The sequence below is a fragment of the Kaistia defluvii genome, assembly GCF_040548815.1.
Lineage (GTDB): Bacteria > Pseudomonadota > Alphaproteobacteria > Rhizobiales > Kaistiaceae > Kaistia > Kaistia defluvii_A.
The window spans coordinates 2,468,407-2,494,617 of sequence record NZ_JBEPSM010000001.1 but is presented as its reverse complement, the minus strand read 5'-3'; the positions used below and the strand labels follow the sequence as shown (position 1 = coordinate 2,494,617).

At 64.8% G+C, this 26,211-nt stretch carries 23 protein-coding genes; 13 read left to right on the top strand and 10 right to left on the bottom strand.

Annotated features, from left to right (window positions below):
- Positions 1-317: 317 nt before the first annotated feature.
- A complete protein-coding gene (locus ABIE08_RS11670) occupies positions 318-659 on the bottom strand; it encodes a GFA family protein (protein WP_436409547.1) in 342 nt (113 codons plus the stop codon).
- 165 nt (positions 660-824) lie between these two features.
- Between ABIE08_RS11670 and ABIE08_RS11665 the strand changes: the two genes are divergently transcribed.
- Complete coding sequence (locus ABIE08_RS11665; protein WP_354551676.1) at positions 825-1,532, top strand: helix-turn-helix transcriptional regulator; 708 nt, start codon at positions 825-827, stop codon at positions 1,530-1,532.
- A gap of 182 nt (positions 1,533-1,714) precedes the next feature.
- Here ABIE08_RS11665 and ABIE08_RS11660 read toward each other — a convergent pair whose 3' ends face one another.
- Positions 1,715-1,966, bottom strand: coding sequence for a GlsB/YeaQ/YmgE family stress response membrane protein (locus ABIE08_RS11660; protein WP_354551104.1), 252 nt, complete (start codon positions 1,964-1,966; stop codon positions 1,715-1,717).
- Between the two features lie 390 nt (positions 1,967-2,356).
- Between ABIE08_RS11660 and ABIE08_RS11655 the strand changes: the two genes are divergently transcribed.
- On the top strand, positions 2,357-3,541 hold the full coding sequence (locus ABIE08_RS11655; protein ID WP_354551102.1) for a GGDEF domain-containing protein: 1,185 nt from the start codon (positions 2,357-2,359) through the stop codon (positions 3,539-3,541).
- A gap of 44 nt (positions 3,542-3,585) precedes the next feature.
- On the opposite strand, the gene ABIE08_RS11650 is transcribed toward ABIE08_RS11655, so the two are convergent.
- Positions 3,586-4,275 (bottom strand): hypothetical protein, encoded by a 690-nt coding sequence (locus tag ABIE08_RS11650; protein WP_354551100.1) that lies wholly within the window; start codon positions 4,273-4,275, stop codon positions 3,586-3,588.
- 576 nt (positions 4,276-4,851) lie between these two features.
- Between ABIE08_RS11650 and ABIE08_RS11645 the strand changes: the two genes are divergently transcribed.
- Positions 4,852-5,640, top strand: a complete 789-nt coding sequence (locus tag ABIE08_RS11645; RefSeq protein ID WP_354551098.1) for an SDR family NAD(P)-dependent oxidoreductase — start codon at positions 4,852-4,854, stop codon at positions 5,638-5,640.
- Positions 5,641-5,934: 294 nt separating this feature from the next.
- Here ABIE08_RS11645 and ABIE08_RS11640 read toward each other — a convergent pair whose 3' ends face one another.
- Positions 5,935-6,642, bottom strand: a complete 708-nt coding sequence (locus ABIE08_RS11640) for a helix-turn-helix transcriptional regulator (RefSeq protein ID WP_354551096.1) — start codon at positions 6,640-6,642, stop codon at positions 5,935-5,937.
- Positions 6,643-6,730: 88 nt separating this feature from the next.
- Between ABIE08_RS11640 and ABIE08_RS11635 the strand changes: the two genes are divergently transcribed.
- From ABIE08_RS11635 to ABIE08_RS11620, 4 genes are all read left to right on the top strand, one after another.
- Positions 6,731-7,129, top strand: a complete 399-nt coding sequence (locus ABIE08_RS11635; protein WP_354551094.1) for a VOC family protein — start codon at positions 6,731-6,733, stop codon at positions 7,127-7,129.
- A 441-nt stretch (positions 7,130-7,570) separates the two neighbouring features.
- Complete coding sequence (locus tag ABIE08_RS11630; protein WP_354551092.1) at positions 7,571-8,641, top strand: HlyD family secretion protein; 1,071 nt, start codon at positions 7,571-7,573, stop codon at positions 8,639-8,641.
- Entirely contained in the window at positions 8,638-11,388 is a 2,751-nt protein-coding gene (rbbA, locus tag ABIE08_RS11625; RefSeq protein ID WP_354551091.1) for a ribosome-associated ATPase/putative transporter RbbA, read from the top strand. The genes ABIE08_RS11630 and rbbA overlap by 4 nt, the downstream gene beginning before the upstream one ends.
- Positions 11,388-12,500: an ABC transporter permease gene (locus ABIE08_RS11620; protein WP_354551089.1), complete on the top strand. Its 1,113-nt coding sequence runs from the start codon at positions 11,388-11,390 to the stop codon at positions 12,498-12,500. Before rbbA ends, ABIE08_RS11620 begins: the two co-directional genes overlap by 1 nt.
- 33 nt (positions 12,501-12,533) lie before the next feature.
- Here ABIE08_RS11620 and ABIE08_RS11615 read toward each other — a convergent pair whose 3' ends face one another.
- Both ABIE08_RS11615 and ABIE08_RS11610 read right to left on the bottom strand, forming a co-directional pair.
- The gene (locus ABIE08_RS11615; protein ID WP_354551675.1) at positions 12,534-13,058 is read right to left on the bottom strand and encodes a cupin domain-containing protein; all 525 of its coding nucleotides are present in this window, start codon (positions 13,056-13,058) and stop codon (positions 12,534-12,536) included.
- 126 nt (positions 13,059-13,184) lie between these two features.
- Positions 13,185-13,976, bottom strand: a complete 792-nt coding sequence (locus ABIE08_RS11610; RefSeq protein ID WP_354551087.1) for a phosphatase PAP2 family protein — start codon at positions 13,974-13,976, stop codon at positions 13,185-13,187.
- Between the two features lie 194 nt (positions 13,977-14,170).
- Here ABIE08_RS11610 and ABIE08_RS11605 point away from each other — a divergent pair, with 194 nt between their 5' ends.
- Both ABIE08_RS11605 and ABIE08_RS11600 read left to right on the top strand, forming a co-directional pair.
- A complete protein-coding gene (locus ABIE08_RS11605; RefSeq protein WP_354551086.1) occupies positions 14,171-14,866 on the top strand; it encodes a response regulator in 696 nt (231 codons plus the stop codon).
- Entirely contained in the window at positions 14,863-16,035 is a 1,173-nt protein-coding gene (locus ABIE08_RS11600) for an ATP-binding protein (protein WP_354551085.1), read from the top strand. Before ABIE08_RS11605 ends, ABIE08_RS11600 begins: the two co-directional genes overlap by 4 nt.
- 327 nt (positions 16,036-16,362) lie before the next feature.
- Here ABIE08_RS11600 and ABIE08_RS11595 read toward each other — a convergent pair whose 3' ends face one another.
- Entirely contained in the window at positions 16,363-17,085 is a 723-nt protein-coding gene (locus ABIE08_RS11595; RefSeq protein ID WP_354551083.1) for a GntR family transcriptional regulator, read from the bottom strand.
- A gap of 280 nt (positions 17,086-17,365) precedes the next feature.
- Between ABIE08_RS11595 and ABIE08_RS11590 the strand changes: the two genes are divergently transcribed.
- Both ABIE08_RS11590 and ABIE08_RS11585 read left to right on the top strand, forming a co-directional pair.
- The gene (locus ABIE08_RS11590) at positions 17,366-18,328 is read left to right on the top strand and encodes a dihydrodipicolinate synthase family protein (protein ID WP_354551082.1); all 963 of its coding nucleotides are present in this window, start codon (positions 17,366-17,368) and stop codon (positions 18,326-18,328) included.
- A gap of 176 nt (positions 18,329-18,504) precedes the next feature.
- Positions 18,505-19,362, top strand: a complete 858-nt coding sequence (locus tag ABIE08_RS11585) for an SDR family oxidoreductase (RefSeq protein WP_354551081.1) — start codon at positions 18,505-18,507, stop codon at positions 19,360-19,362.
- 67 nt (positions 19,363-19,429) lie between these two features.
- Here the strand turns inward: ABIE08_RS11585 and ABIE08_RS11580 are convergent, their stop codons facing one another.
- Positions 19,430-20,620, bottom strand: a complete 1,191-nt coding sequence (locus ABIE08_RS11580; protein ID WP_354551079.1) for an acetate/propionate family kinase — start codon at positions 20,618-20,620, stop codon at positions 19,430-19,432.
- A 180-nt stretch (positions 20,621-20,800) separates the two neighbouring features.
- Here ABIE08_RS11580 and ABIE08_RS11575 point away from each other — a divergent pair, with 180 nt between their 5' ends.
- Together ABIE08_RS11575 and ABIE08_RS11570 are read left to right on the top strand one after the other, a co-directional pair.
- Positions 20,801-23,197, top strand: coding sequence for a phosphoketolase family protein (locus ABIE08_RS11575; RefSeq protein ID WP_354551077.1), 2,397 nt, complete (start codon positions 20,801-20,803; stop codon positions 23,195-23,197).
- Between the two features lie 53 nt (positions 23,198-23,250).
- Positions 23,251-24,090: a universal stress protein gene (locus ABIE08_RS11570; RefSeq protein WP_354551075.1), complete on the top strand. Its 840-nt coding sequence runs from the start codon at positions 23,251-23,253 to the stop codon at positions 24,088-24,090.
- A 192-nt stretch (positions 24,091-24,282) separates the two neighbouring features.
- Here ABIE08_RS11570 and ABIE08_RS11565 read toward each other — a convergent pair whose 3' ends face one another.
- A complete protein-coding gene (locus ABIE08_RS11565; RefSeq protein ID WP_354551074.1) occupies positions 24,283-25,266 on the bottom strand; it encodes a zinc-dependent alcohol dehydrogenase family protein in 984 nt (327 codons plus the stop codon).
- Positions 25,263-25,958 (bottom strand): CBS domain-containing protein, encoded by a 696-nt coding sequence (locus ABIE08_RS11560; protein ID WP_354551073.1) that lies wholly within the window; start codon positions 25,956-25,958, stop codon positions 25,263-25,265. The genes ABIE08_RS11565 and ABIE08_RS11560 overlap by 4 nt, the downstream gene beginning before the upstream one ends.
- Positions 25,959-26,211 lie beyond the last annotated feature (253 nt).

Below are 26,211 nucleotides of genomic sequence, written 5' to 3'. Positions count from 1 at the left end.
TGTCGAACGGATTCTTGGAGCTAACTTGTGGCAAAAGTGGTGAACTGCCATGAGCCGGTTCGGGCGATGTGACGCCACACGGAGGGTCCGGATTGGGGCGCGAAGGCGGCGGCACGGGGCCCCGTAATAGCTGAGAAGCGGGAGCTGGCCATTTCCCGAGAGCCGCTTGTTGGCCCATTTTAGCTGCGACTGCAAATCCCTAAAGCGAGGGTATCGTCCACTTTAGCAAAGCGACATGCGTTTTCCGGCAGGCCGCCCGGGCAAAGTCCCATCGCTATTGGCGCGTACCGCATGGCGATAGTCGAACGCGAAATCGTTCAGGTCTCAGCGCTAACCGGATGGCCAAGATACTGGGGCGCGGCATCGCAGATGGCAGCCCATGCCGGCTTCTCAGCGACGAACTCATTGAACTGCACCCGAACCTGTGGGTCATCATCAAGGCAGTTCGCGTTGATGGGAAAACTGTTGCCCGCGCCTGGTTCACCCAGCGCCGTGCCACAGCAGGAGCAAAAGCAGCGATCGTATTTATAGGGTGGGACGGCCGGGTAGCGTTGGACCATCTCCTCGCCATCGATCCAACGGAAGGTATCGCTACGCACAAAGACGATCGTGCTGGCGCCCACCTTGCGGCAACGGCTGCAATGGCAACATCCCATCATCGCAGGCGGTTCTGACAGTTCGAAGGATATCGCTCCACAACAACAACTTCCCTTAATCATAGCTACGCCTCGAAGCCTTTCGTCATTGCCAACAGCAGCCCTTGCGGCGAGAGATATCAGGGCCATGCTGACAGCGTTATGTCAGCATCATGCAGGAGATTGGTCATTCGCCGCGCCGACAGGCTTTTTGAAATCGTTCAGCGTCTCCGACGAGCCCGCAATCCTGTGTCGGCGGAGGCGATCGCCGAAGAGCTGCAGGTGTCGAAGCGCACCATCTACCGGGATATCGCTGTTCTTATCGGCCAGAGGGTACCCATCATCGGCGAACCGGGGATCGGCTATGTCTTGGAGCGTGGCTTCGATATGCCGCCGTTGATGCTGACGCCGGATGAACTGGATGCGGCAATGCTGGGGGCCAGTTGGGTTGCTAGCCGGGGCGAACCAGAGCTGGCGCGTGCTGCGCAAAACCTGATCGCCAAAATCGAAGCTGTCGTTCCGGCAGCGCTGCACAGCCATATACTGGAACCAGCCACCAGCATTGCCCCGGTGCCTGTACCGCCCGAGCGCATCCGAGCAGCTATGTTGCGCGAGGCGATCCGAACGGGACGGAAAATCACTCTCGAATATGAGGATAACAGGGGAGCCGTGACCCGCAGGATCGTGTGGCCGATCCTTCTCGGATATCGGGATTCTGGAAGGATCCTGGCTGCCTGGTGCGAAACCCGAAGTGCTTTTCGATATTTTCGCACGGACCGCATCCTCGCCGCAGACATCCTCGCTGCGCGGATACCCGAACGTCGCGCAACTCTGCGAGCCCGTTGGCAAATCGCTATGGATGATGAACGGGAGCGATATCTCGCCGCTGGTAAGTGATCCCCGCACGCGACGCCGCTTCGAGGGATAGTCAGGTATTTCCCGTCAAGGGTTGAGATCCGATGCTTGCATGGCACCCTCCGACGGCACCTTTTTCGTCAGGCGGTCTTGGGATGTGGCGCCTGGCCACAATCGGCCCGCCGGGACCGCCCGGCGGGCTCTTCCTGGAGGAGGGAGGGGCGCTAGCGCCGGACCGCTCGTCCGATGGCGATCAGGATGCAGGCGCCGACCAGGCCCGCGATGAGGTAGCCGAGCCAGCCCGAGAAGCCGACGCCAATCAGCCCGAAGAGGAAGCTGGCGACGATGGCACCCACGATGCCGAGAATGATGTTCAGCAAGAGCCCGGTGTCGCTCTTCATGATCATAGAGGCGATCCAGCCGGCCAAACCGCCGATGATGATCGCAGCAATCCACCCAATGCTTCTGTCGTCCATGCTTGGCCTCCTAGTCGACAATCGACTCGATCATTGAGGCATGACGCTCGACACTCGGCAAGTTACTGCACCGGCTTAGGGTGAATGTCCGATTGCTTGGGAGTCGCCCTGTGTCTTCACGGTATCACTTGCGCCACTATTCCTTCGTGCCGGACGGCGCCGGCTTTCACGACGAGTTCTCTGGGACGGTCGCCAGCGCGGCTCGATCCGCCGGAGCGGGTGCGCGGGCGCGTTGAGAGGCGGGTCCGCCACAATCCGTCGGCGTTTTGATGCAGCCCGGGCCTTTTCGCTATGCCTTCGGCAGCCTCGCCCCTATAGCGGTTGCGCTAGCGTTTCAGAGGGCGATCCAGCGTTGCTGTGGCGCGCGGAAGTGACGGGGGTCAAATCCAGATGGACGGAACGGTTATCCGCATCACACTTTCGCTGATCGTTCCGAGCCTGATCCTGGTCTTCGCCATTGCGTTTGTCTGCACATGGCTCGTCGAGCGGAAGCGACCCTATCTGTTGCTCCTGGCGGCCGGGTGCGGATTGTTCGCGCTGGGCAGCACGTCGCAGATTCTGTATTGGCCTCCCGATACCGGCATCAATGCTCTGGTCTCAGGCACGATCTACACCTGTGCCGTCATCGCCGTCTCGGAAGGCGTGCTTTCGAGATCTGGCAGACGCTCGAAGATGCTGGTCAATCTGGCGCTGGTCCTGACCATTTCGGCGCTCCTGTGGTACTTCTTCTATGTCGACCGGAACCTGATCGCGCGCGTCTACATCCAGAACTTTGGATACGGGCTCATCTTGCTTGGCGCGGCCATCCGGCTTGCCGACCTGAGGAAGGGGCGGGTTGCCGATCGGATCCTGTTCTGGACCCTGTTGCTGTTTGCCGTTCACTTCTTCCCTCGCACGCTGCTCACTATCGGCTTCTCGGCGCCCGCCGGAGCCAAGGCTTTTGGCAATTCCGTGTTCTGGCAGGCGCTGCAACTGTCCATGGCGGTGCTGGGGTCCAGTCTCGCCTTCGCGATTATCGGAGCGGCCATTTCGGACCTGATCGACGATCTCCGCCGGGAGCGGGACAGCGACCACCTGACCCGGGTCCTCAACCGCCGCGGCTTCGAAGCGGCCGTGGAAGCCCGCCGCATGCGCCACGGCTCGCGCGCGTCCCTGGTCGTTTGCGATGTCGACCAGTTCAAGGCCATCAACGACGCGCATGGTCACGCGGTGGGAGATCCCGTCCTGGAACGGGTCGCGACCATCTTGCGAACGTCTTCGGAGGCAGACGACCCGGTCGGTCGTCTGGGTGGCGAAGAGTTCGCGATCTATCTCGTGGGGGCGAGCGGCGCGGAAGCCTATGGCTGCGCCGAGCGTCTTCGGGAGGCGATCGCCCGGACGGATTTTTCCGATCTCGGCCTCTCTCGCCCCGTCACCGTCAGCTTCGGTATCGCCACCACCGCAGACGGGCCGTGGGGCGACCTCTACAAGGAAGCCGATGGCTGGCTCTACCAGGCCAAGAACGCGGGGCGGAACCGAACCTTCCCGGAACCGGTTCAGAGCTTGACGGACGATTCCCTGCCTCTCCCGGCCTAGCGGGCGGCGGAGCCTCTTCGGAAACCTGAAGCGATCTCAGCCCTTCACTTCTTGGGGAAGAGGAACTGCAACTGCGCCCGGACTTGCCACTGTGGTCCGATATCGTCGGGAGCGATCACATTATAGTAGGCGCCGATCTGCGCATTGACCGGCTGTTTGCCGATCCGGAAGACCCGGCCAAACGCGCCGCCGACCGGCAGCGTCCAGCGATCGTCGTTGTCGGCGTTCCAGTCCGCCGTGACCAGCGGTGACGATGAAAGATACCAGCCGTCCTTGAAATTGTAGTTCACGAAAGGCTGCAGCGTCATCTGGTTGACGTCCTTCCGGCCGGGATCGCCGGCAAACGACCAGATATTGTTGATCAGCGCGCCGTAGACCCACGGTCCGTCCATGATGAGGCCGACGGCGGTCGGTCCAGCGCCCCATTTGCCGGTGCCCAGATCTTGGTCCGTGGCGGTTGGCAGCAGAAAGGCCGGCCCGACGCCCCAGATAAACTTGCCCGAGTGCGCCGGGGAGAGAAAAGCGCTGGCCGTCGTGTCGCCAAGGCCGAAGGTTCGCTCGCCGTCCGGGGTGAGTTGCGGCTGCGAAATGACCGGCACGATCGTCCTGGTTATCAGGTTCCAGTCCGGCGAGAGGTTTATCGGGATGACCGGCTGTATATTGATGACTTCCTGGGTCTTGTCGTAGGCCCCGTAGCCGAAGTTGGTGTTGAACTGGAACGGGACGCTGATCATGTCCGCGACGGGATTCTGCGCTGCCTTGGCAAGGGCCTCGGTGCTGGCGGGCCGGTCTTCGGCAAGGGCGCTTCCGGACCCGAAAAGGACTGTGATCAGCGCTACCTTGAGCCAGGAACGCGCGTGTCCCGGGCCGTTGCCTCCGGTACATGGAGCCGTGTCCCTTCTCTCCATGGGGCGATATGGGCAATCAACTGGCGCGTCTATGGCTGTTGAAGTCATATCGGTAGCCCTTTTGAGGGTTCAGCTATCCGGCTGGCGCTCCGGCCAGCTTGGAGAGTAGCATGCCGTAGCGGAATCGTCACGAAACACTTGGTCTTACGCTTGCCAAAACTATCGTCTCCAGAATAGGCTTCCGATATAGCCGCCGCTCCACTGCGCCTGTCATGAAGACAGTGTGCGAGCGAATTCGCGGCAACCCTCCCACGTCCTCGAAGCCTCGGCGTCGCACGCGCTCCCGGAGCCATGCGGAACGCGACGTGCCCTTCCGGCGCCCGGCCGTTGACATTTACATGATCTCCATCATATTTGCCGACAATGATGACGACCATAATTTAATCAGCAGAGAGATCCCTTATGACCAAGCTGCCTTCCGTGCTCATCACCGGCGCCTCGTCGGGCATTGGCGCGACCTATGCCGATCGTTTCGCCCGGCGGGGGCACGATCTGGTTCTGGTTGCCCGCGACGGCGCACGCATGGAGGCGCTCGCCGCCCGGCTGCGCCAGGATACCGGCGTCGCCATCGACATTCTGCCGGCCGACCTCACCCAGCGGGAGGATCTGGCCAGGGTCGAAGCGCGGCTGCGCGAGGACGAGACGATCGGCATCCTGATCAACAATGCCGGCGCGGCTCTTTCCGGGGCGTTTGACGAGCAATCGCTCGACGATATCGAACGGCTGGTTGCGCTCAACACGACGGCGGTTGTCCGGCTCGCCAACGTCGCCGCCAGCCGGTTTGCCAAGGCCGGCTCCGGCGCGATCATCAACATCGCCTCGGTCGTCGGCCTCGTTCCCGAATTTGGCCAGACGGTCTATGGCGCCACCAAGGCCTTCGTCACCTTCCTCTCGCAGGGCATGACCCACGAGCTGGCGCCCAAGGGCGTCTATGTGCAGGCCGTGCTGCCCGCGGCCACCGCGACTGAAATCTGGCAGCGCGCAGGCGCCGACACGAGCACGTTGCACACGATGATGCGCGTGGACGAGCTGGTGGATGCGGCCCTAGTGGGCTTCGACCGCCGCGAGACGATCACCATTCCCCCGCTTCCCGATGCCGCGCAGTGGGACAACTATCAGGCCGCCCGCCAGGCGATGCTGCCCGGCTTCGGCAATGCGCGCGCCGCCGAGCGTTATCGCGCCGCCAGCTGACGGCTGTCGGCCCAGCGGCTTGACCTCGCCGCATCTGCCGCCCGAACCTATGGGGCCGCTGCCGTCGCGCTCAAGCCTACCAGGCTGAGCATGGTCGAAGCGGTATCCATCCCGCGGGTGGCCAAAGGCTTGGCATGCGCTCGTCGAACAGGTGGACCTCCCCGAGGGCGCAAAGGTGCTGAACCAAGCTGGCTTGGGCGGCGTCGGCACGTTCGCCATGCATGAAGGGCATGCATGGCCCCCAGCCGCGGCTGGGGGGCGTAGCGCGTGCACAGGGCAGGCAGCGTGTTGCCGTCATGGTGCGGGGCGCGGGCGGGAAAGCTCCGTTTCACGCCACTTCCGCCATTGCTGTCTCAGCTTGGCTCGGGAAAGGCCGATGGGCTCTTCCAGAACTTCGAGATCGAGGATGCGTTCGGTGCGAAAGTGGCGGAAAGCCTGCTTGGCTTCGCACCACGCGATCAGGAGGCAATGCGCGTCTGCATAGCCCAGAAGCACGGGCCAGACGATGCGGCGGGTTACCTCGCCATTCGCCGCGCGATAGTCGAGCCGCGTCTTTCGCCCCTCCCGGATCGCCCGCCGGAGGGGACGGGAATCGAACCTTGAGCCGTCCTCCACCTCGCTGGGTTTCAGGCTGACGGCGGGTTCGACCATGAAGGGAAGAAGGTCGCTCGGGATTGTGGACGCAATCTTTGCGAGGACATCTCGGGCGGCATTTGTGATCGCGGCATCACCCAGCTTTGCCACCATCTGGGCGCCGAGGACAACGGCCTCGATTTCCTCGGGTGTCAGCATCAGCGGCGGCATGTCGTATCGCGGATCCAGGACGTAGCCGAACCCGGCTTCGCCGGCGATGGGAACGCGCTGGCCGATCAGGTGTGCGATGTCGCGGTAGATGGTGCGTCGCGCGACCTCGAGTTCATCCGCGAGCTGCGCCGAGGTGACGGGGCAGCTCGACCTTCGAAGGATCTGGATGATCTGAAAGAGCCGTTCCGCTTTTCGCATGGATGCTGACTACTGCTGCCACAACGCTGTCAGCACGACTGTGTCACAAAATCGGGGAAACAGATCGCTCCGACCGAAAGACACAATCATGAAACTGGCATCCATCCGTCTCGTCGCCTCGGATATCCGAGGGATGGTGGCCTTCTACGAGCTAGTAACTAGCTACCGCGCGGACTGGCTTGCTCCCGTCTTCGCCGAGATCGTGACGCCGGGTGCGGCCTTGGCAATCGGCAGCGTGGAGACGGTGGCCCTGTTCAAGGCGGGCAGTGCAGAGCCTCGCGCGAACAAGACCGCCATTCTTGAGTTCATGGTAGCCGACGTCGATGCGGAATTCGCACGGCTGAAGGACCAGGTCGAGGTGGTGCATGAGCCCAAGGATCTGCCCTGGGGCAATCGCACGGTCCAGTTCGCCGACCCCGAAGGCACCCGGGTCGCCCTGTATACGCCGATTACCGAGGCAGCGAGACGACGTTTCAGCGGTCGTTGATCGCCTGACGCCGTCTCCGTAGGTCCTTTCTCGATGGGCGCAGCTCCAGGACGTGCAGCACCCGCGGCATGGCGACAGGGCCATTGCGCCTTGCAGCCGATGCCACCCTCACGGAATTGCTCTGCCGCCCGCGAACCGGTCCGTTGCAGCGCATCACATTTCCTCGACGGGGATTGCCGATCGCGGCGATATCTTCCAGATTACCCGAGGGCGCAACCCCGGCTTGTGCTGGCAAAAAACAACCACTGCTTTCGCAGGCTTCGTTCAGGCAATTATTCCAGTCTCTGTAGTGCGTTCGGAGTAGATGTATTTCACCTCTGAGCACCCATCGCTGATCTCGTGAAGAGGAAGCGTTCGGGATGACAGATCGGGAGAGGTACCTCTCCGTCTTGTTCAGGCCGTTTCGAGGGGGCATGTCCGCGAGGCCATGACAATTCCAGTATGAGCCATGCCAAACGCAACTGGCTGATCGTGGGTCTGCTGGTGGTGCTCGCCGGAATCGCGTTTTATGCTTGGCAACGATCTCACAACGGTGCCTTGCCCGCAGGCATAGCGAGCGCGAATGGCCGCATCGAAGCGGTTGAAATCGACATTTCGGCGAAGTCGCCCGGCCGCATCAAGGAGATCCTGGCGGAGGAGGGCGACTTCGTGAAGGCCGGCGACGTGCTGGCGCGCATGGACACGGCCCAGCTGCAGGCCAAGCGTCGCGAAGCCGAGGCCCAGCTGCAGCGCTCCCGGATCGCCGTGGATACCGCCAATCTGCTGGTCACCCAGCGGCAGGCCGAGAAGAAGACCGCTGAAGCCGTCCTCAGCCAGAGGCAGGCCGAGCGCGATGCGGCGGAGCAGCGGTTCAAGCGTTCGGAGAAGCTCGCCGCCAGCAACACGATCTCGCAGCAGACCCTGGACGATGACAGGGCGGCCGAACGCGGCGCCGCCGCGGCGGTGGCCGCCGCCGAAGCGCAGCTGGTAGCCAGCGACGCGGCGATCAATACCGCGAGGGCGCTGGTCGTCGACGCGCAGGCGGCGCGGGAAGCGGCCAGCGCCGCCACCGAGGCGATCGACACGGAAATCGACGATGCGATCCTCCGCTCGCCGCGCGACGGGCGGGTTCAATATCGCGTGGCCGAACCCGGCGAGGTGCTGGGCAGCGGGGGCAGGGTGATCAACCTCGTCGATCTCGAAGACGTTTATATGACCTTCTTCCTGCCCACCGCGGAGGCGGGGCGCGTGGCGATCGGCAGCGAGGTCCGGCTGATCATGGATGCCGCGCCGCAATACGTCATACCGGCCAAGGCCACCTATGTTGCCGACGTGGCGCAGTTCACGCCCAAGACGGTCGAGACGGAGGAGGAGCGGCAGAAGCTGATGTTCCGCGTCAAGGCCAGGATCGAGCCGGAGCTGCTGCGCAAATATATCCAGCATGTGAAGACCGGCCTTCCCGGCACGGCCTATGTCAAGCTGGATCCAAAGGCCGAGTGGCCTGCCGCGCTACAGGGAAACCTGCTCCAATGAAGCCTGGAGCGCCGCCCGAGCCGGTCGTCCGGCTGCAGGGCGTCGGCCAGACCTATCGGGCGGTCGCGGCGCTGCAGGAAATCACGCTGGATATTCCGTCCGGCTGCGTGGTCGGCCTGATCGGACCCGACGGCGTCGGAAAATCGAGCCTCCTGTCCCTGGTGGCTGGCTCGCGCGTGATCCAGCGCGGCAGCATCACCGTGCTCGGCGGCGACATGGCGGATGCGGCCCACCGCCGGCGCACCTGTCCCCGCATCGCCTACATGCCGCAGGGACTGGGCAAGAACCTCTATCCGTCGCTCTCCGTCTTCGCCAATGTCGACTTTTTCGGACGCCTCTTCGGCCTCGGCCGACAGGAGCGGGAACGGCGCATCGGCGCGCTGCTGGAGAGCACCGGGCTGGCGCCTTTCGCCGACCGGAGGGCTGCCAATCTTTCCGGCGGGATGAAGCAGAAGCTCGGGCTCTGCTGCGCGCTGATCCATGATCCGGACCTCCTCATTCTCGACGAGCCGACGACCGGCATCGATCCTCTGTCCCGCAAGCAGTTCTGGGAGCTGATCGAACGCATCCGCACCAACCGCGACGGCATGAGCGTGATCGTGGCCACCGCCTATATGGAGGAAGCCGCGCGCTTCGACTGGCTGGTGGCGCTGGACGCCGGGCGCGTGCTCGCGACCGGCACGCCCGGCGAACTGCTGGCCCGGACCGGCGCCGCGGACCTCGATGCCGCCTTCATCGCGCTGTTGCCCGCCGAGGCGTCAAAAGGCCACGAGGCGGTGGTCCGGCCCGCCCGCCTGCCGGTCGCCGACGGCGAACCGGCGATCGAGGCAGAGCATCTGACGAAGCGCTTCGGTGATTTCACGGCCGTGGACGATGTCAGCTTCCGCATCGCACGGGGCGAGATCTTCGGCTTCCTCGGCTCGAACGGCTGCGGCAAGACCACGACCATGAAGATGCTGACCGGCCTGCTCGCCGCGAGCGCCGGGCGGGTCCGGCTGTTCGGGCGGGAGGTTGATCCGCGCGACATCCAGATCCGCCGCCGCGTCGGCTACATGTCGCAGGCCTTCTCGCTCTATTCCGAGCTCACGGTCCGCCAGAATCTGGAACTGCATGCCCGGCTGTTCGCCCTGCCGGAGGCCGGCATCCCGGCGCGGATCACGGAAGTGGCGCGGCAATTCGGCCTGATCGAGCAGATGGACGCGTTGCCGGACGAGCTGCCGCTCGGTATCCGACAGCGATTGTCGCTGGCGGTCGCGATGATCCATTCGCCGGATATCCTGATCCTCGACGAGCCGACATCAGGCGTCGACCCGGTGGCGCGGGACAATTTCTGGCGCATCCTCATCGAGCTTTCCCGCCGCGACGGGGTGACCATTTTCGTGTCCACCCATTTCATGAACGAGGCCGAGCGCTGCGATCGCATCTCCCTGATGCATGCGGGCAAGGTCCTGGTGAGCGACACGCCCGAGGCGATCGTGGCCAGCCGCTCGGCGCCGACCCTGGAAGCTGCCTTCATCCGCTATCTGGAGGACGCGGCCGGCGATACGGCCCGCAACGCCACGCCCGCGCCGTTGCTCGTTGGCGATTCAAGGCAAGCCGAGGAGAGCGCCACCCGTCTCCTGTTCGATCCGCGCCGCATGCTGGCCTATACGAAGCGTGAGAGCGTGGAACTGCTGCGCGATCCCATCCGCGCGACCCTGGCGACGATCGGCAGCCTGCTGCTCATGTTCGTGATCGGCTACGGTATCAACATGGATGTCGAGAACCTGTCCTTCGCCGTTCTCGACCATGACGACACCGCCATCAGCCGGGACTATGCGCTCCAGCTTTCCGGTTCGCGCTACTTCACGGAGAAGCCGGCCCTGACCGGCTATGCCGACATGGACCGGCGGATGGAGCGCGGCGAGATCAGCCTGGCGCTCGAGATCCCGCCGGGCTTTGCGCGCAATCTCGCGCATGGCCGCGACGTCACCGTCGGCGCCTGGATCGATGGCGCCATGCCGACGCGGGCGGAGACGATCCGCGGCTATGTCGAGGGAATGCATTCGACCTGGCTCGCCCAGAAGGCGCGCGAGGCCTATGGCAAGGCGGCCGACCAGCGCGACTTCCAGCTGGAGGTCCGCTACCGCTACAACCCGGATGTTCGCAGCCTCGACGCCATGGCGCCGGCCATCATTCCCATGCTGCTCCTGATGATCCCGGCCATGCTGGCGGTCCTGAGCGTCGTACGCGAGAAAGAGCTTGGGTCGATCACGAATTTCTACGTCACGCCGGTGACGCGGATGGAATTCCTGATCGGCAAGCAGCTTCCCTATGTCGCGCTGGGGATGCTCAACTTCCTGCTGCTGACGGCGTTTGCGGTCTACGGCTTCCAGGTGCCCTTCACCGGCAGTTTCGCGACCTATGCTGCCGCCGCCTTCCTCTATGTCGTCATTGCGACATCGATGGGCTTCTTCCTGTCGACCTTCATGCGCAGCCAGATCGCCGCGATCTTCGCCACCGTGCTGCTCACGATGATCCCGGCGTCGCAATATTCGGGAATGATCGATCCCGTCTCGTCGCTGCAGGGCGCGGGCGCGTTCATCGGGCAGATCTACCCGGCCACCTATTTCATGACGATCTCGCGCGGGGTGTTTTCGAAAGCGCTTGGTTTCCATGATCTGTGGGGCGCGTTTGTCCCGCTGCTGATCACGGTTCCCGTCGTCATCGGCCTCAGCGTCGCCTTCCTCCGAAAGCAGGCCCGCTGATGCGACTGGCCAACATCTTCCAGCTGGGCGTCAAGGAACTGCGGGTCCTGCTGCGGAACGTCACGCTGCTGCTGCTGATCGCCTATTCCTTCTCGCTGCAGGTCTACACCGCCTCGCGCGCCCTGCCCGAGACGCTCAACCGCGCGCCCATCGCCATCGTCGACGAGGACAGGTCGGCCATTTCCGATCGCATCGCGAGCGCCTTCTACCTGCCCTATTTCGTCGAGCCGAAGCTGATCTCGCAGTCCGAGATGGACAGCCGGATGGATGAAGGCCTGGATACGTTCGCGCTCGACATTCCCCCCAACTTCCAGCGCGACCTTCTCGCCGGCCGGTCGCCGACCATCCAGCTCAACATTGATGCGACGCGCATGACCCAGGCCTTCACCGGGGGAGGCTATGTGCAGTCGATCGTTTCCGGCCAGGTGAGCGAGTTCCTGGCGCGCCACAGGGAGGAGACGCAGCTTCCCGTCGGGCTCGACCTGCGCGCGCGCTTCAATCCGGAGCTGAACAAAAGGTGGTTCGGCGCGATCAACGAACTGATCGAGGCGATCACGATGCTGTCCGTGATCCTCACGGGCGCCGCGCTCATCCGCGAACGCGAGCACGGGACGATCGAGCACCTGCTGGTGATGCCGGTGACCGCCTTCGAGATCATGGTCGGCAAGCTGTGGTCGATGGGACTGGTCGTGCTGGTGGCCGCTACCTTCTGCCTGCTCGTCATCGTGCAGGGCCTGCTGGCGGTGCCGATCCACGGGTCGCTGCTGCTGTTCCTCACGGCCGCCGCTCTGGATATCTTCGCCATGACCTGCCTCGGCATGTTCCTGGCCACCGTTGCCGGCTCGATGCCGCAATTCGCCCTGCTCGTGATGATGGTGCTGATTCCGCTGCAGCTTCTGTCGGGCGGTGTCACGCCGCGGGAGAGCATGCCCGAGATCATCCGGATCATCATGTTCGCGGCGCCCACCACCCATTTCGTGATGCTCTCGCAGGCCGTCCTCTTCCGCGGCGCCGGCATAAGCGTCGTCTGGCCGCAACTCGTGGCCTTGCTGGCGATCGGCGTCGCGCTCTTCACCTTCTCGCTGAACCGGTTTCGCCAGTTTCTGGGCTGAGCCGCGCGCGGGCCGCCGCCCTGGCGCGATCCGCTACGGATGCTTGTGGATCGGGTCGACCCAGTAGACTTCCTCCGGCTTCTCGACGGGATCGACGGTGTCGATATTGACGACGACCGCCTCGTTGTCGGAACGGACCAGCACGCATTCCAGCGTCTGGGTCGGATCGGCGTTGATTTCCTGGTGCGGCACGAAGGGCGGCACGAAGATGAAGTCGCCGGCTTCGGCCTCGGCGACGAACTCCAGCCGATCGCCCCAGCGCAGCCGGGCGCGGCCCTTGACCACGAAGATCACGCTTTCCAGTTCGCCGTGATGATGCACGCCGGTCTTGGCGTTGGGCGCGATCTGCACCGTGCCGGCCCAGATCTTCTGCGCGCCGACGCGGGCATGGTTGATCGCCGCCTGCCGGTACATGCCCGGCGTCTGGGCCGTGTTGTCGTCGAGCTGGTTGCCTTTGATGACGCGCACGCCATCATGTTTCCAGCGCGGCGCGGCCGCGTGATCGTGCCCGTGGTCGTGATCCCGAGCGGGATTGTCGGAAGGGTCGTTCTGGCTCATCGGATCTGCCTTGTTCTCGTCGGCGGCGCCCGGCTCCGGCCGCCGGCGCTCTCCGTCCATGATAGCGCCCCCACGAGACGGAAGAACGGCCAAATCAACCGATGAAGAGGGGTATGGGGCCTCCAGCTAGCGTCGGCGGGCGGGATGGTAGCCGACGCCCTGCCAGAACCGCCGATCGATCCGCTCGCCATTCCTGGAAAACACGGGCCAGAGCCAGGCCATGAGCCAGAGCAGGAGCATCCAGGCCATCACGACGTCCGAGAGGAAATGAGCGCCGAAGGCGATCCGGTTGATGGAGAAGGCGAGCACGACGGGTATGAGCGCGACGATTGCCGTCTTCTGCCAGCGGCTCGGCAGAAGCAGGGCGAGGGCCAGGAGGGCGACGGCGGAGGATGCCTCTCCGGACGCGAAGGAGCAATTGCGCGCGCAGGCGGAGGATACCTGCCAGGCGGGCGTGAAGGGCAGGCTGCCCCCGAATTCCAGGATCTCATGCGGCCGCGCCCGGCCGACAAGGCCTTTCAGAGACTGGATCAGCACGCCTGGCCCCAGCGCGTAGAACGCCAGGAAGAAGATCGCCTTGTGCGGCCGAAGCAACCAGCGCTGCGGAGCGATCGCCTGGACGAGAAGGAGCGCCATGACTGCCGGCAGAATCAGGAAGGGCAGGGCGCGGTTCCAATCGCGCAGCGCGATCAGCAGCGGTTCTCGGGACAGCGGAAAGCCCCCGCTCCCCGTCGCAAAGCCGTGCGACACGGCGAGATCCAGGCCCGGAAAGGCCATGAAGAGGCCGGCCGCCAGCAGCGTCAGGACGCCCGCGACCTTCGCCGGCTTCGCCTCGAAGCGGGAGCGAACGCTGCGCAGGGCGGCGCGCCATGCACGGAAGTCGACCTCGGAGGCCGGCAGGGGATTGATGTGGGTCATGTCGTCCGTGGCTCGAAACCGGGGGGCGGGGCGAGCGGGACGATCGTGGCGTTCTGTCAAGAAATGGCGGAGATACGGAGCGCAATCGCCCGACATGGGCCCCATCGGCCGGTTTGTCCGGTCCTGTTAATTGCCACCCGGACCTCGCCGCCTCATAAGGCGCTTCGGAAGATGCGCGTTGCGAGGGGTTGGGCATGGTCGATAAGGGTCTCATTCTTCTGGTCGAGGACGAGCCGGAAATTGCCCAGATTCTCGACGCCTATCTGGTGCGGGACGGGTTTCGCACCGTGCGCGCGGCCGATGGAGAGATCGCTCTCACGCACCACGCCGTGTTGTCGCCCGATCTGATCCTGCTCGACATTCGCCTGCCGAAACTCGACGGCTTCGAAGTGCTGGCGCGGATCCGGCGCGAGAGCCAGACGCCGACGATCCTGGTCACGGCGATGGCGGAGGATCTCGACCGGCTGGCCGGACTGCGGCTCGGCGCGGACGATTATGTCGTCAAGCCCTTCAATCCCCAGGAGGTGGTGGCCCGCGTGAACGCCGTCTTGCGGCGGACCCGCCATGGCGGAGGCACGACGGTGCTTCGCTGCGAGGGGGTCGAGGTCGATCTCGATGCCCATGCGGCGTTTGTGGTGACAGCGGGCGATCGGCAGTCCCTGCCGCTGACGTTGAGCGAATTCCGCATCCTGGCCTACATGATCCGCCGCCCCATGCACGCTTTCGACCGGGCCGATCTCCTGGATGCCTGCCTGCCGGATAGCGGCGCAATGGCGCGTACCGTCGATACCCACATCGCCAATCTGCGCCGCAAGCTGGAGGACCTCGGCGCGCCGGGCTTCTTCGCCGCGGTCCGGGGCGTCGGCTACCGGTTCATGGATCCGCGATGAAACTCGCTCTTCAACGCGTACCCCTGGGCGTGCTGACCGCCCTGACTATGGCGGTGCTGCTGGTCGTCAGCGTCATCTTGGTATTTCTCGGCGTGGTCGCGCTGGAGTCGACGCTGGAGCGCCGAACGCTCGATCGCCTGCCCAGCGAGGCGTCGGCGGCTTATCTCGACTTCAATGCCGGCCGCATGCCGACGCAGGACGGCGTGCGCGCCCTGCTGAACAGCTTGCCCGCGGTCGAAAGACAATCCGAAACCGAGGGACAGCTGACGATCCTGGCGCTCGCCATGATCGTGGCTCTCGTCGGCAGCCTGTTTGGCTATTGGCTGGCGCGCAAGATCAGCCGACCGCTCGAGGTGCTGGCGGCGGCGACCGAAAACCTTCGCGCCGGCGACTTCAGCGTCCGCGTGGGGCCGGTCGGCAATGCCGCCAAGGAGGTGGCGCTTCTGGTCCGCAGGTTCGACGCGCTCGCCAGCGAGCTTGAAAGCATGGAAAGCCGGCTTCGCTTCAACACGATGGCCGTCGCGCATGAACTGCGGACGCCCTTGACGGTTCTTCGCGGCAACCTGCAGGGCATGGCCGACGGCGTCTTCCCCATCGATCGGACCCGGATCGTCCAGCTGCTGCTACAAGTCGAAGGGCTCTCGGCGCTGGTCGAGGATCTGCGCACGCTGTCGCTTGCAGCCGGCCAGAAGCTGGTGACGCAACGCCTGCCGCTCGACCTTTCGGTCGAGGTGGGCCAGGTGCTGGAGGCGTCGGGCCATCTTCTCGAGAAGGCCGGCATGACCGTCGAAACCGCACTTCAACCCGTCCGGATCGTCGGCGATGCGCCGCGGCTTCGGCAGGCCGTCCTCGCCCTGGTGGAAAATGCCACGCGCTACGCGGCAGCGGGGGGCGTGCTGCGCTGTGAAGTGGGCTTGCAGGGTGGCCAGGAAGCCTGCATCCGCCTGCTCGATCGCGGGCCGGGGCTGCCCGAAGACGTCTCGTCCGATTCCGTCGATCTGTTCTGGCGGGCCGACACGTCGCGCTCGCGGGCAACCGGCGGCAGCGGTCTCGGTCTTTCGGTCGTGAAGGCGATCGCCGCCGCGCATGACGGGCGCCTCGAATTCGCCAAACGCCCCGGCGGCGGCGCGATCGTCTCGATCATCCTCCCCGTCGAGGCGGGCCCCTGACGCGGCCGGTCGCTTTGGGATCCGCGATGGCGTTTCAAGAAATAGGGAGATAATCCCGCCAGTGGTCGGGCCATCCGGCGGGATCTGGGTCGCTTAGTCGAACTGGCCGCTCGTCGGCAGCGTCGCGGCGATGCGCTGCAGAATTGCCGACCTTTCGAGTGCCGGCTTCGCGTAGGTCTTCTTCATCTCAAGCCCCCTTAGGCATTGTTGACGCCGCGTCTTCTGCCATTCCCTGGCTCGACTGTCGATTGAGTCGCGACGCCGTCCCCACCTGAAATTGTCGGATTGACTGCCGGAGCTTCTCGCTCGCGGCCGATCCCAGCCGCGTCAGATGGCAATGCGGGCGTTGGTGCGGCCGTCGGCCGTGATCGAGGCCTGGATGTGGCGGACGATCTGATCGGCATGGGCGCTTGCCAGGGCATCGGCGCGATCGATGTCGCGCGCGACGATCGCCGCGATCATGTCCTCGTGTTCGTTGACATATTCGCGCGGTAGCACGTCGTGGAATGAAGAATAATAGAGCCGCAGGATGCGTCGGCCCTCGTCCAGGAGTTGGGTGAACAGGTCGGTGTAGTAGCGGTTGCGGCCGGCGCGCGCGATCTCGAGGTGGAAATCGCGGTTGGCGCCGATCATGGCCAGCGCGTCGCGCGCTTCAACCGCCTGGATGAAGTTCGCCTGCAAGGCGCTGATGCGCTGGATGTCCTCCTCGCGATGATGCGCGGCGGCGAGACGCGTCGTCACCCGGTACATCAGCGTCAGCGCATCGAAGAACTGCGGCAGGCCGAGAAAATCGATGTTGGCGACGATGGTGGCGCGGTTGGGCAGCGTTGTGATCAGCCCCTCGGCCGCGAGACGGACGAGCGCCTCGCGGATCGGCGTACGCGACAGCGAAAAGCGCTGCGCCAGCTGCACTTCATCGATCGGGCTGCCGGGCGGCAGCACCAGTTCGATGATGTCGTTGCGCAGCGCCTCATAGACGTGACCCACCCCGGAACCCCGGCGATGGCCGATAGCCGCTTCGACCGCCTGCTCGTCCTGCCGTATGGTCATGGTGACACCTGCCCCTCGCGTTCCGCTGCCGCCTTCTTAGCCAACAACGCGGTTGCGTGAATAGTGTCGATCCCTTTCGTTGCGATTGTCGAGGAATGGGATGCAGGAAGTTTGCGGGCCATCGTGCCCGGCTCGCTTCGAGGTGGGCAAAGCCGAGGAAGCCCCCCATCGCAGGTAGAGTGTCGACAATTAAAATACAAATGATAGAATGCGTCAGGATCGATGCCGTTTCGGGCCTGCGCGCCGCGAAGCCGAAGACCAGGCTCTGAAGGAGAACCCCATGACATCCGCCATTTTTTCCGGCTGCATTCCGGCGCTGATGACGCCGTGCCAGGCTGACCGCACGCCCGACTTCGACGCGCTGGTGCGCAAGGGCAAGGAACTGATCGCCCATGGCATGTCGGCCGTCGTTTACTGCGGCTCGATGGGCGACTGGCCGCTGCTGACCGATGCGCAGCGCATGGAAGGCGTCGAGCGCCTGGTCGCGGCCGGCGTTCCGCTGGTCGTCGGCACCGGCGCGATCAATACCGCGAGCGCGGTCTCGATCGCGGCGCATGCGCAAAAGGTCGGCGCCCAGGGCTTGATGGTCATTCCGCGCGTCCTGTCGCGCGGATCCTCGCCGGCGGCGCAGCGCAACCATTTCAAGGCCATTCTCGCCGCCGCGCCCGACCTGCCGGCCGTGATCTACAACAGCCCGCATTATGGCTTCGCGACGCGCGCCGACCTGTTCTTCGCGCTGCGCGCCGAGCATCCGAACCTGATCGGCTTCAAGGAATTCGGCGGCCCTGCCGACATGTGCTACGCGGCCGAGAACATCACCAGCCGGGACGACACCGTGACGCTGATGGTCGGCGTCGACACGGCCGTGTTCCACGGCTTCGTCAATTGCGGCGCGACCGGCGCGATCACCGGCGTCGGCAATGCGCTGCCGAAGGAAGTGCTGCATCTCTTCGCGCTCTGCAAGGCAGCCGCCAAGGGCGACGTGACAGCGCGTGCGCGGGCGCAGGAACTGGAGAGCGCCCTCAAGGTGCTGTCGTCCTTCGACGAGGGCGTCGATCTGGTGCTCTACTACAAGCATCTGATGGTGCTGAAGGGCGACGCCGAATACACGCTGCACTTCAACGAGAGCGACGTGCTGAGCGACAGCCAGCTCAACTATGCGACCGCGCAGTTGGCGCTGTTCGAAACCTGGTACGCCGAGTGGAACCAGCAGTTCGCCGGCGCACAGAAGCACGCCGCCTAACAACGTGCATCAGAAGGCCGCCGTGAACGGCGGCGGCCTTCTTCACCGGGGATGATCGACACCGGCCTCGGACGACCCGTGGGTCGGCGAGAGGTCAATCATGGGGAACGATAGGGGCAGGGTACCGTTGACCCGGGGACTGGCGGCGGATGCCGCGCCCCCCACACGGAGTTCCCATGACCGATTATCCCAAGCCCCCCTTCGACACCCCGCAGCAGTCGATTCCCGGCGACACCGCCAAGATGAACCCGGTGCCCGATCACGGCGAGACGTCCTATGAGGGCTCGGGCCGGCTGAAAGGCAAGAAGGTCGTCCTGACCGGCGGCGACAGCGGCATAGGACGCGCCGTCGCCATCGCCTATGCGCGCGAAGGCGCGGATCTGCTGATTTCCTATCTCGACGAGCATGATGACGCGAAGGCGACCCAGGAACTGGTCGAGAAAGCCGGCCGGACCTGCATCCTGGTGCCGGGCGACATCCAGAACGCTGCCCATTGCCGAGACGTCATCGAGCGTGCCGTGAAAGAATTCGGCCGGATCGACGTCCTCGTCAACAATGCCGCCCATCAGGCGAGTTTCGACGACATCGGCGATATCTCCGACGAGGAGTGGGAGCTGACCTTCCGGGTCAACATCCACGCAATGTTCTATCTGACCAAGGCTGCCGTTCCGCACATGCCGGAGGGGGCCAGCATCATCAACACCGCGTCGATCAACTCGGATGCGCCCAATCCGACCCTGCTCGCCTATGCGACGACGAAGGGGGCGATCCAGAATTTCACCGCCGGCCTCGCCCAGCTTCTGGCCGAAAAGGGCATACGCGCCAATGCGGTGGCGCCCGGACCGGTCTGGACGCCGCTGATCCCGGCGACCCTCCCGCCGGACGCGGTGAAAAATTTCGGCAAGCAGGTGCCGATGAAGCGCCCGGCGCAGCCGGTCGAACTCGCGACGGCCTACGTCATGCTGGCCGACCCGCTGTCGAGCTACGTGTCCGGCGCGACGATCGCCGTCACCGGCGGCAAGCCGATCCTCTAGCCTTTGGTGCCCAAGTCGCTCTGCCTTCATTCCGCTTCGGGTGAAGGCAGGGTGGCGCGCCTCGCGGCTAGGTCTGCTCGACACTCGCGAGAGTGTGCCGCGCGATCATCCTCTCCTCGTCGGTCGCGATCACGCGGACCTCGACCCGGCTTTGCGGCGCGCTGATGAGTGCGTCGCCGCGCTCGTTGGCTGCGGGATCCAGCACGACGCCCAGCCATTCCAGGCGCTGGCAGACTGCGGCGCGTATGGGCGGCGCGTGCTCGCCGATCCCCGCCGTGAAGACGAGGCCGTCCAGCCCGCCGAGCGAACTCGTCAGGCCGCCGGCTTCGCGGGCAATCCGGTAAGCAAATAGATCCACCGCCTCGGCAGCCCGCGGATCCGGGCTCTCGAGAAGCGTGCGCATGTCGCTGGAAATCCCGCCGGAAACGCCGAGCAGGCCCGACCGGCGGTAGAGAAGATCCTCCACCTCGCTGGCCGTCATCCCCCGCTCCTGCAGCAGATAGAGAATGACGCCGGGATCGAGCGTGCCGGGCCGGGTGCCCATTACCAGCCCGTCCAGCGCGCTGAAGCCCATGGTCGTATCGATGCTGCGTCCGTGATTGAGCGCGCAGAGGCTGGCGCCATTGCCGAGATGCGCCACGATCACCCGGCCGCGGGCCAAGGCGGGCGCGAGGTCGGGCAGGCGGCTCGCGATGGATTCATAGGACAGGCCGTGAAAGCCGTAGCGGCGAATGGCCATGGCCTCGTATTCGCGCGGCAGCGCAAAGCGGCTGGCGACGGCCGGCATGGTGTGGTGAAAGGCCGTATCGAAGCAGGCGACCTGCGGCAGATCGGGTCGCGCGGCGGCGATCGCCCGGATCGGCGCGAGGTTTTGGGGCTGGTGCAGCGGCGCCAGCGGCGTGATCCTGTCCAGCGCCGCGAGCAGTTCCGGCGTCACCCGTTCGGGCTCGGCATGATCGGGTCCGCCATGCACCACCCGGTGGCCGACGGCGATCAGCCGGTCCGGGCCAAGATGCGCCTCGGTCCAGTCGATCACCTTTTCAAACAGCGGCTGCGAGCCCCCGGCCGCGGCATCCGGCCAGCGCTCGTCGACCAGTGCCTTGCCGTCGGCGTCCCAGGCCTGGAAATGCGGATGGGCCGCGATCGCCTCGATCTCGCCGCGCAGCGCAAGCGCCAGCGTGTCGGGGCGCCCCACGCGGAACAACGCGAATTTGAGGCTGGAGGAGCCGGCGTTCAGGGTCAGGATCGCTTCGGTCATGGTCCGGATCTCCCCCCGTGGCCCGCCTGGTTCGCCGCGGGCCTTGCCTTGATGCAAATCAAGGCGCTCCCTGCAGCGGCGCCGCAGTCTCCAGCGCACGGGTTTTTTCCGCCGATTGCGCTATTCTTGGTAATGCAAGCCATAGTGGATCCTTCGCGGCCTCACAACGGAGCATGCCGTATGACAACCGCTGAACAGGACGTATCCGGAGCGGGGTCGCAGCCCTTGTCGCCGGACGAGGTACGGCTGATCAACGCCTGGTGGCGGGCGGCGAACTATCTCTCCGTCGGCCAGGTCTATCTGCTGGCCAATCCGCTGCTGCGCGAGCCGCTGACCCCGGCGCATGTCAAGCCGCGCCTGCTCGGCCACTGGGGCACCACGCCGGGCCTCAACTTCATCTACGCGCATCTGAACTGGGTGATAAAGCGCGACCATGCGAACGTGCTCTACATTGCCGGGCCCGGGCATGGTGCGCCGGGCGTCGTCGCCAGCACCTGGCTCGAAGGCACCTATAGCGAGCTCTATCCCGAGATTTCGCAGGACGAGGCGGGCATGTGCCGCCTGTTCCGGCAGTTTTCCTTTCCAGGCGGCATTCCAAGCCATGCCTCGCCGGATACTCCGGGTTCGATCCATGAGGGTGGCGAGCTCGGGTATTCGCTGAGCCACGCCTTCGGCGCCGTCTTCGACAATCCCGATCTCGTCGCGGCCTGCGTCGTGGGCGACGGCGAGGCCGAGACCGGGCCGCTCGCCACCGCCTGGCACGGCAACAAGTTCCTCAACCCTGCCCATGACGGCGCCGTGCTGCCGTTTCTCCATCTCAATGGCTACAAGATCGCCAATCCGACCGTGCTGGCCCGGATCCCGCATGCCGAACTCGAAGCCTTGCTGCGCGGCTATGGCTATGCGCCGATCTTCGTCGAAGGCGACGAGCCCATGGCGATGCACCAGAAGATGGCGGCCGCCCTTGATGCCGCCTTCGCTTCAATCCGTGCCATCCAGCAGAAGGCCCGGACCGGCGGCGGCACGGCCGAGCGGCCGGTCTGGCCGATGATCGTGCTGCGCTCGCCCAAGGGCTGGAGCGGGCCGAAGACGGTGGACGGCAAGCAGACGGAGGGCTCCTGGCGTTCGCATCAGGTGCCGTTCACCATGGAAAAGCCGGAACATCTCGGCCTGCTGGAGGCATGGCTGCGCAGCTATGTGCCGGAAGAGCTGTTCGACGCGGCGGGAAGGCTGCGGCCGGAAATCGCCGCGCTGGCGCCAGTGGGCGACAAGCGGATGAGCGCCAATCCGCACGCCAATGGTGGCGCCTTGATGCGGCCGCTCAAGCTGCCGGATTTCCGGGATTACGCGGTGGCGGTGCAGCAGCCGGGCGGCGCCAATGCCGAAGCGACGCGGATCAGCGGCGGCTTCCTGCGCGATGTGATGGAGAAGAACGCGGCGAACCGGAATTTCCGCGTCTTCGGCCCCGACGAGACTGCGTCCAACCGGCTGCAGGACCTGTTCGAGGTCACCAGCCGGGCCTGGGACGCCGAGATTCTCGCCTCGGACGATCACCTGTCGCCCGATGGCAGGGTGATGGAGATCCTCAGCGAGCATACCTGCCAGGGCTGGCTCGAAGGCTATCTGCTCACCGGCCGGCACGGCTTCTTCTCGTGCTACGAGGCGTTCATCCACATCGTGGATTCGATGTTCAACCAGCACGCCAAATGGCTGAAGACGTCGAAGGAGGTCGCGTGGCGGCGGCCGATCGCGTCGCTGAACTACCTGCTGACCTCGCATGTCTGGCGACAGGACCATAACGGCTTCAGCCATCAGGATCCGGGCTTCGTCGATCATGTGGTGAATAAGAAGGCCGAGATCGTCCGCGTCTACTTTCCGCCGGATGCCAATACGCTGCTCTATGTCACCGACCACTGCCTGCGCAGCTGGAACCGCATCAACGTCATCGTCGCGGGCAAGCAACCCAGTCCGCAATGGCTGACCATGGACGAGGCGATCAAGCACTGCGCGACCGGCATCGGCATCTGGGAATGGGCCAGCAACGATCGCGGCGCCGAGCCCGACGTCGTCATGGCGTGCTGTGGCGACGTGCCGACGCTGGAGACGCTGGCCGCCGTCGACCTGCTGCGCCAGTACCTTCCCGACCTCAAGGTGCGGCTCGTCAACGTCGTCGACCTGATGTCGCTGCAGCCGAAGACCGAGCATCCGCACGGACTTTCCGATGCCGATTTCGATGAATTGTTCACCCGCGGCAAGCCCGTGATCTTCGCCTATCACGGCTATCCCTGGCTGATCCATCGCCTCGCCTACAAGCGGGCCAACCACGAAAACATGCATGTGCGCGGCTTCAAGGAGGAGGGCTCCACCACCACGCCCTTCGACATGGTCGTGCGCAACGAGCTCGACCGTTTCCACCTGGTCGCCGATGTGGTCGACCGCGTGCCGGGCCTCGGCGCCGCAGCGGCCTACGTCAAGCAGGCGATGCGGGACCGGCTGACCGAGCACTATCACTACGTCCGCGAGCACGGCGCCGACATGCCGATGGTGGCCAACTGGCGCTGGCCGGGCGCGGAGTGACGAAGCGGGGCGGCGGCAGAACTGGAAGCGGCCCCCAACCGAAGGAGCCCACTATGACGAACGTCCGTCTCGCCTATATGCCCCTGATCACGTATCCCGGTTTAGCCCCAGATGAGTCGATCATTGCGGCCGTAGCCTTTGCAGGAGCCCTGGGTTGCGAGCTTCAAGCGACGACCTTCTCAGTAAAGATCCCGCCCGTGAGCTCACCGATTGGCAATTTCCTGCTGAACATCCCTGAGCTAATCCGAACCACGGAAGAGAACAGTCTGGCCGACTGCCTTCGCCTTCAGGACCTGGTTCACCGGTGGGCAGATGGACGGATCAAGGCTCAATGCTCAAGCAAAAAGCTGATGCTCGGCCTGGCGGGAAATGCGGCGACTATTGAGGCAAGGTACTACGATGTATCGTTAGTGCCCTGGGCCGTTGACAACCTTGTCATACAAGAGCTGGCTCAGTCGGTCGTCTTTGATGCCGGCAGACCCGTCATTCTGGTTCCCCCATCGGCCACATCAAAGCCCATTGGGCATGTGGCGATTGCCTGGGATGGCAGTCGCGTCGCCGCACGCGCACTCGCCGACCTGATGCCCCTGCTGGCCCAGAATACATTCATCACGGTCCTGACTGTTCAAAATGAGAAGCCATTGGAAGCGCCCGACATTGCTGAAGCTTTGGCAGCTTCACTAAAGAGACGTGGTGTTCAGGCTCTCGCGCGAAACGTTGAACTGGGCGGCAGGGAAATCGCCGAAGCCTTGCAGGAAACGGCACTCGAGGTCGGCGCGGACCTGATGGTCATGGGCGGGTTCGGACACACGCGCCTCCGTGATTTCATCTTGGGGGGCGCCACCAAAGGGGTTTTCTCCGACCTGCGTCTTCCCGTCCTGTTTTCGCATTGACCAACCGCATTTCCCGACGCGCCGGGGATCCTGCCGATACCGCTCATGCTGGCGATCGGCCTGATCGTCATACTCTATCCAATCGCCGAAGGCCTGAAGCGGGTGGCGATGAATCCGCAGCCGGTCCGGCGAGGGGCCGGTCATTCCCGGGCCACGCGGCGCGTCAACGGATAGAGCAATTGGCGATGCGGGTCAGGGCACCAGGACGGCGGCGCCCTGGAAGCGGCCGGCGCGAAGATCGGCCAGCGCCTCATTCGCCTTTTCGAGCGGGTATGTGGTCGTGGTCGTGCGGATCCCCGCCTTCGCGGCGATGGCGAGGAAATCGATTCCGTCCTGCCGGGTCAGATTGGCTACCGAGACCAGGCGACGCTCTTCCCAGAGGAGTTCGTAGGGAAAGCTTGGAATATCGCTCATATGAATGCCGCCGCAGACGACCGTGCCGCCCTTTTTGACGGCTCGCAGCGCCTGCGGCACCAGCGCGCCGACGGGCGCGAACAGGATCGCCGCATCCAGCGGTTCGGGCGGCAGCTCGTCCGAGCCGCCGACCCAGACCGCGCCGAGCGAGCGGGCCATGGCTTGCGCGGCCGCGTCGCCGGGCCGCGTGAAGGCGTAGACGTCGCGCCCCTGCCACCGGCAGACCTGCGCCAGGATATGGGCGGCGGCGCCGAAGCCGTAGAGGCCGATGCGCTCGCCATTGCCGACGACGACGAGCGAACGCCAGCCGATCAGGCCCGCGCACATCAGCGGCGCCGTCGCGACGGGATCGTCAAATCCAACGAGCGGAAACGCGAAATCGGCCTCGGCCACCACATGGGTCGCGAAGCCGCCATCGCGCGTATAGCCCGTGAAGGCCGGCTCGTCGCAGAGGTTTTCTCGGCCCGATCGGCAATAGGGACAATGTCCGCATGTATGTGCGAGCCAGGGGACGCCAACGCGGGCGCCGAGCTTCGGAAAGGCGACTCCAGCCCCCTGCGCCTCGACGATGCCGACGATCTCGTGGCCCGGGATGACGGGCAGCCGGATATGGCGGAGTTCGCCATCGACGACATGCAGATCGGTTCGACAGACGCCGCAGGCTTCGACGCGGATGCGCAGTTCGCCGGGTCCCGGGACAGGATCGGGCCGTTCCTCCAGCAGCAAGGGTTGCCCGATGGCGCGCAGCACCATGGCCCTCACGGCAGGATCGCCATTCCGGAAAGCGGCTCGATATAGATGAGCTCTTCCCGGACCGACTTCACGCCGGGGACGTTCTCGGCCGCGACCCGGGCCGCGGAGCGGCTGCGATCGTCGAAGATCGTTCCGGTCAGCTCGACTTCGCCATTCTCGACCTGCGCCCGTATGAAACCGCCCCAGCCTCGCCGGGCGAGCTCGGATTCGATGTCGGCCCGGATGCGCTCGTCATCCGAAAGGCGCCGCGGTTCCGATGACAGGATTTTGAGCATCGCCCGCATCAGGTCCGAACGGGTCAGGATGCCCACCAGCTTGCCCTGATCCACGACCGGCAGGCGCTTGACGCGATGCTTGATCATCAGTTCGACGGCTTCTTCCAGCGGCGCATCCTTGCGCGTCGTCACCACATTGCGCGCCATCACCTCGCCGACCTTGCGGCCATGCAGGTGGACATACTGGTCGGCCTCGGCCCCTTCCGAGGTCAGCCATTCCAGCCACCAGGACCGCTTCGGCTCGGTTCCCAGCTCCGGCCGCTGCAGGAAGTCGGCCTCGCTGACCACGCCGAGCAGCTTGCCGTCTTGCGAGACCACGGGAAGTCCGCTGATCCGTCGCGCCAGCATGAGGCGGGCAGCATCCTGGATCGACATATCGGATCCCGCGCTGACGACGGGTGCGGTCATGACACTGTCCACGAGCATTTCGATCTCCCGCATGTGGGTTGACTGTGCTGACGTATCGCGAAGCCTGCCCATCCATAGCTGTGCGACCAGGAAACCGGATCAAGGCCACCCTTGCCTGACTGGAAGCGCTGAATGAGCGGGTCGAGCAACCTTGACGCTAGAAACCCAGGGTCAGATCCGCGGTGATCTTGCTTGCGATCCAGAACAGTACAGCCACAGCTATAATAAGGCCGGTATATTCAACGAGCCTGTGCATGACACTACTCCCGCA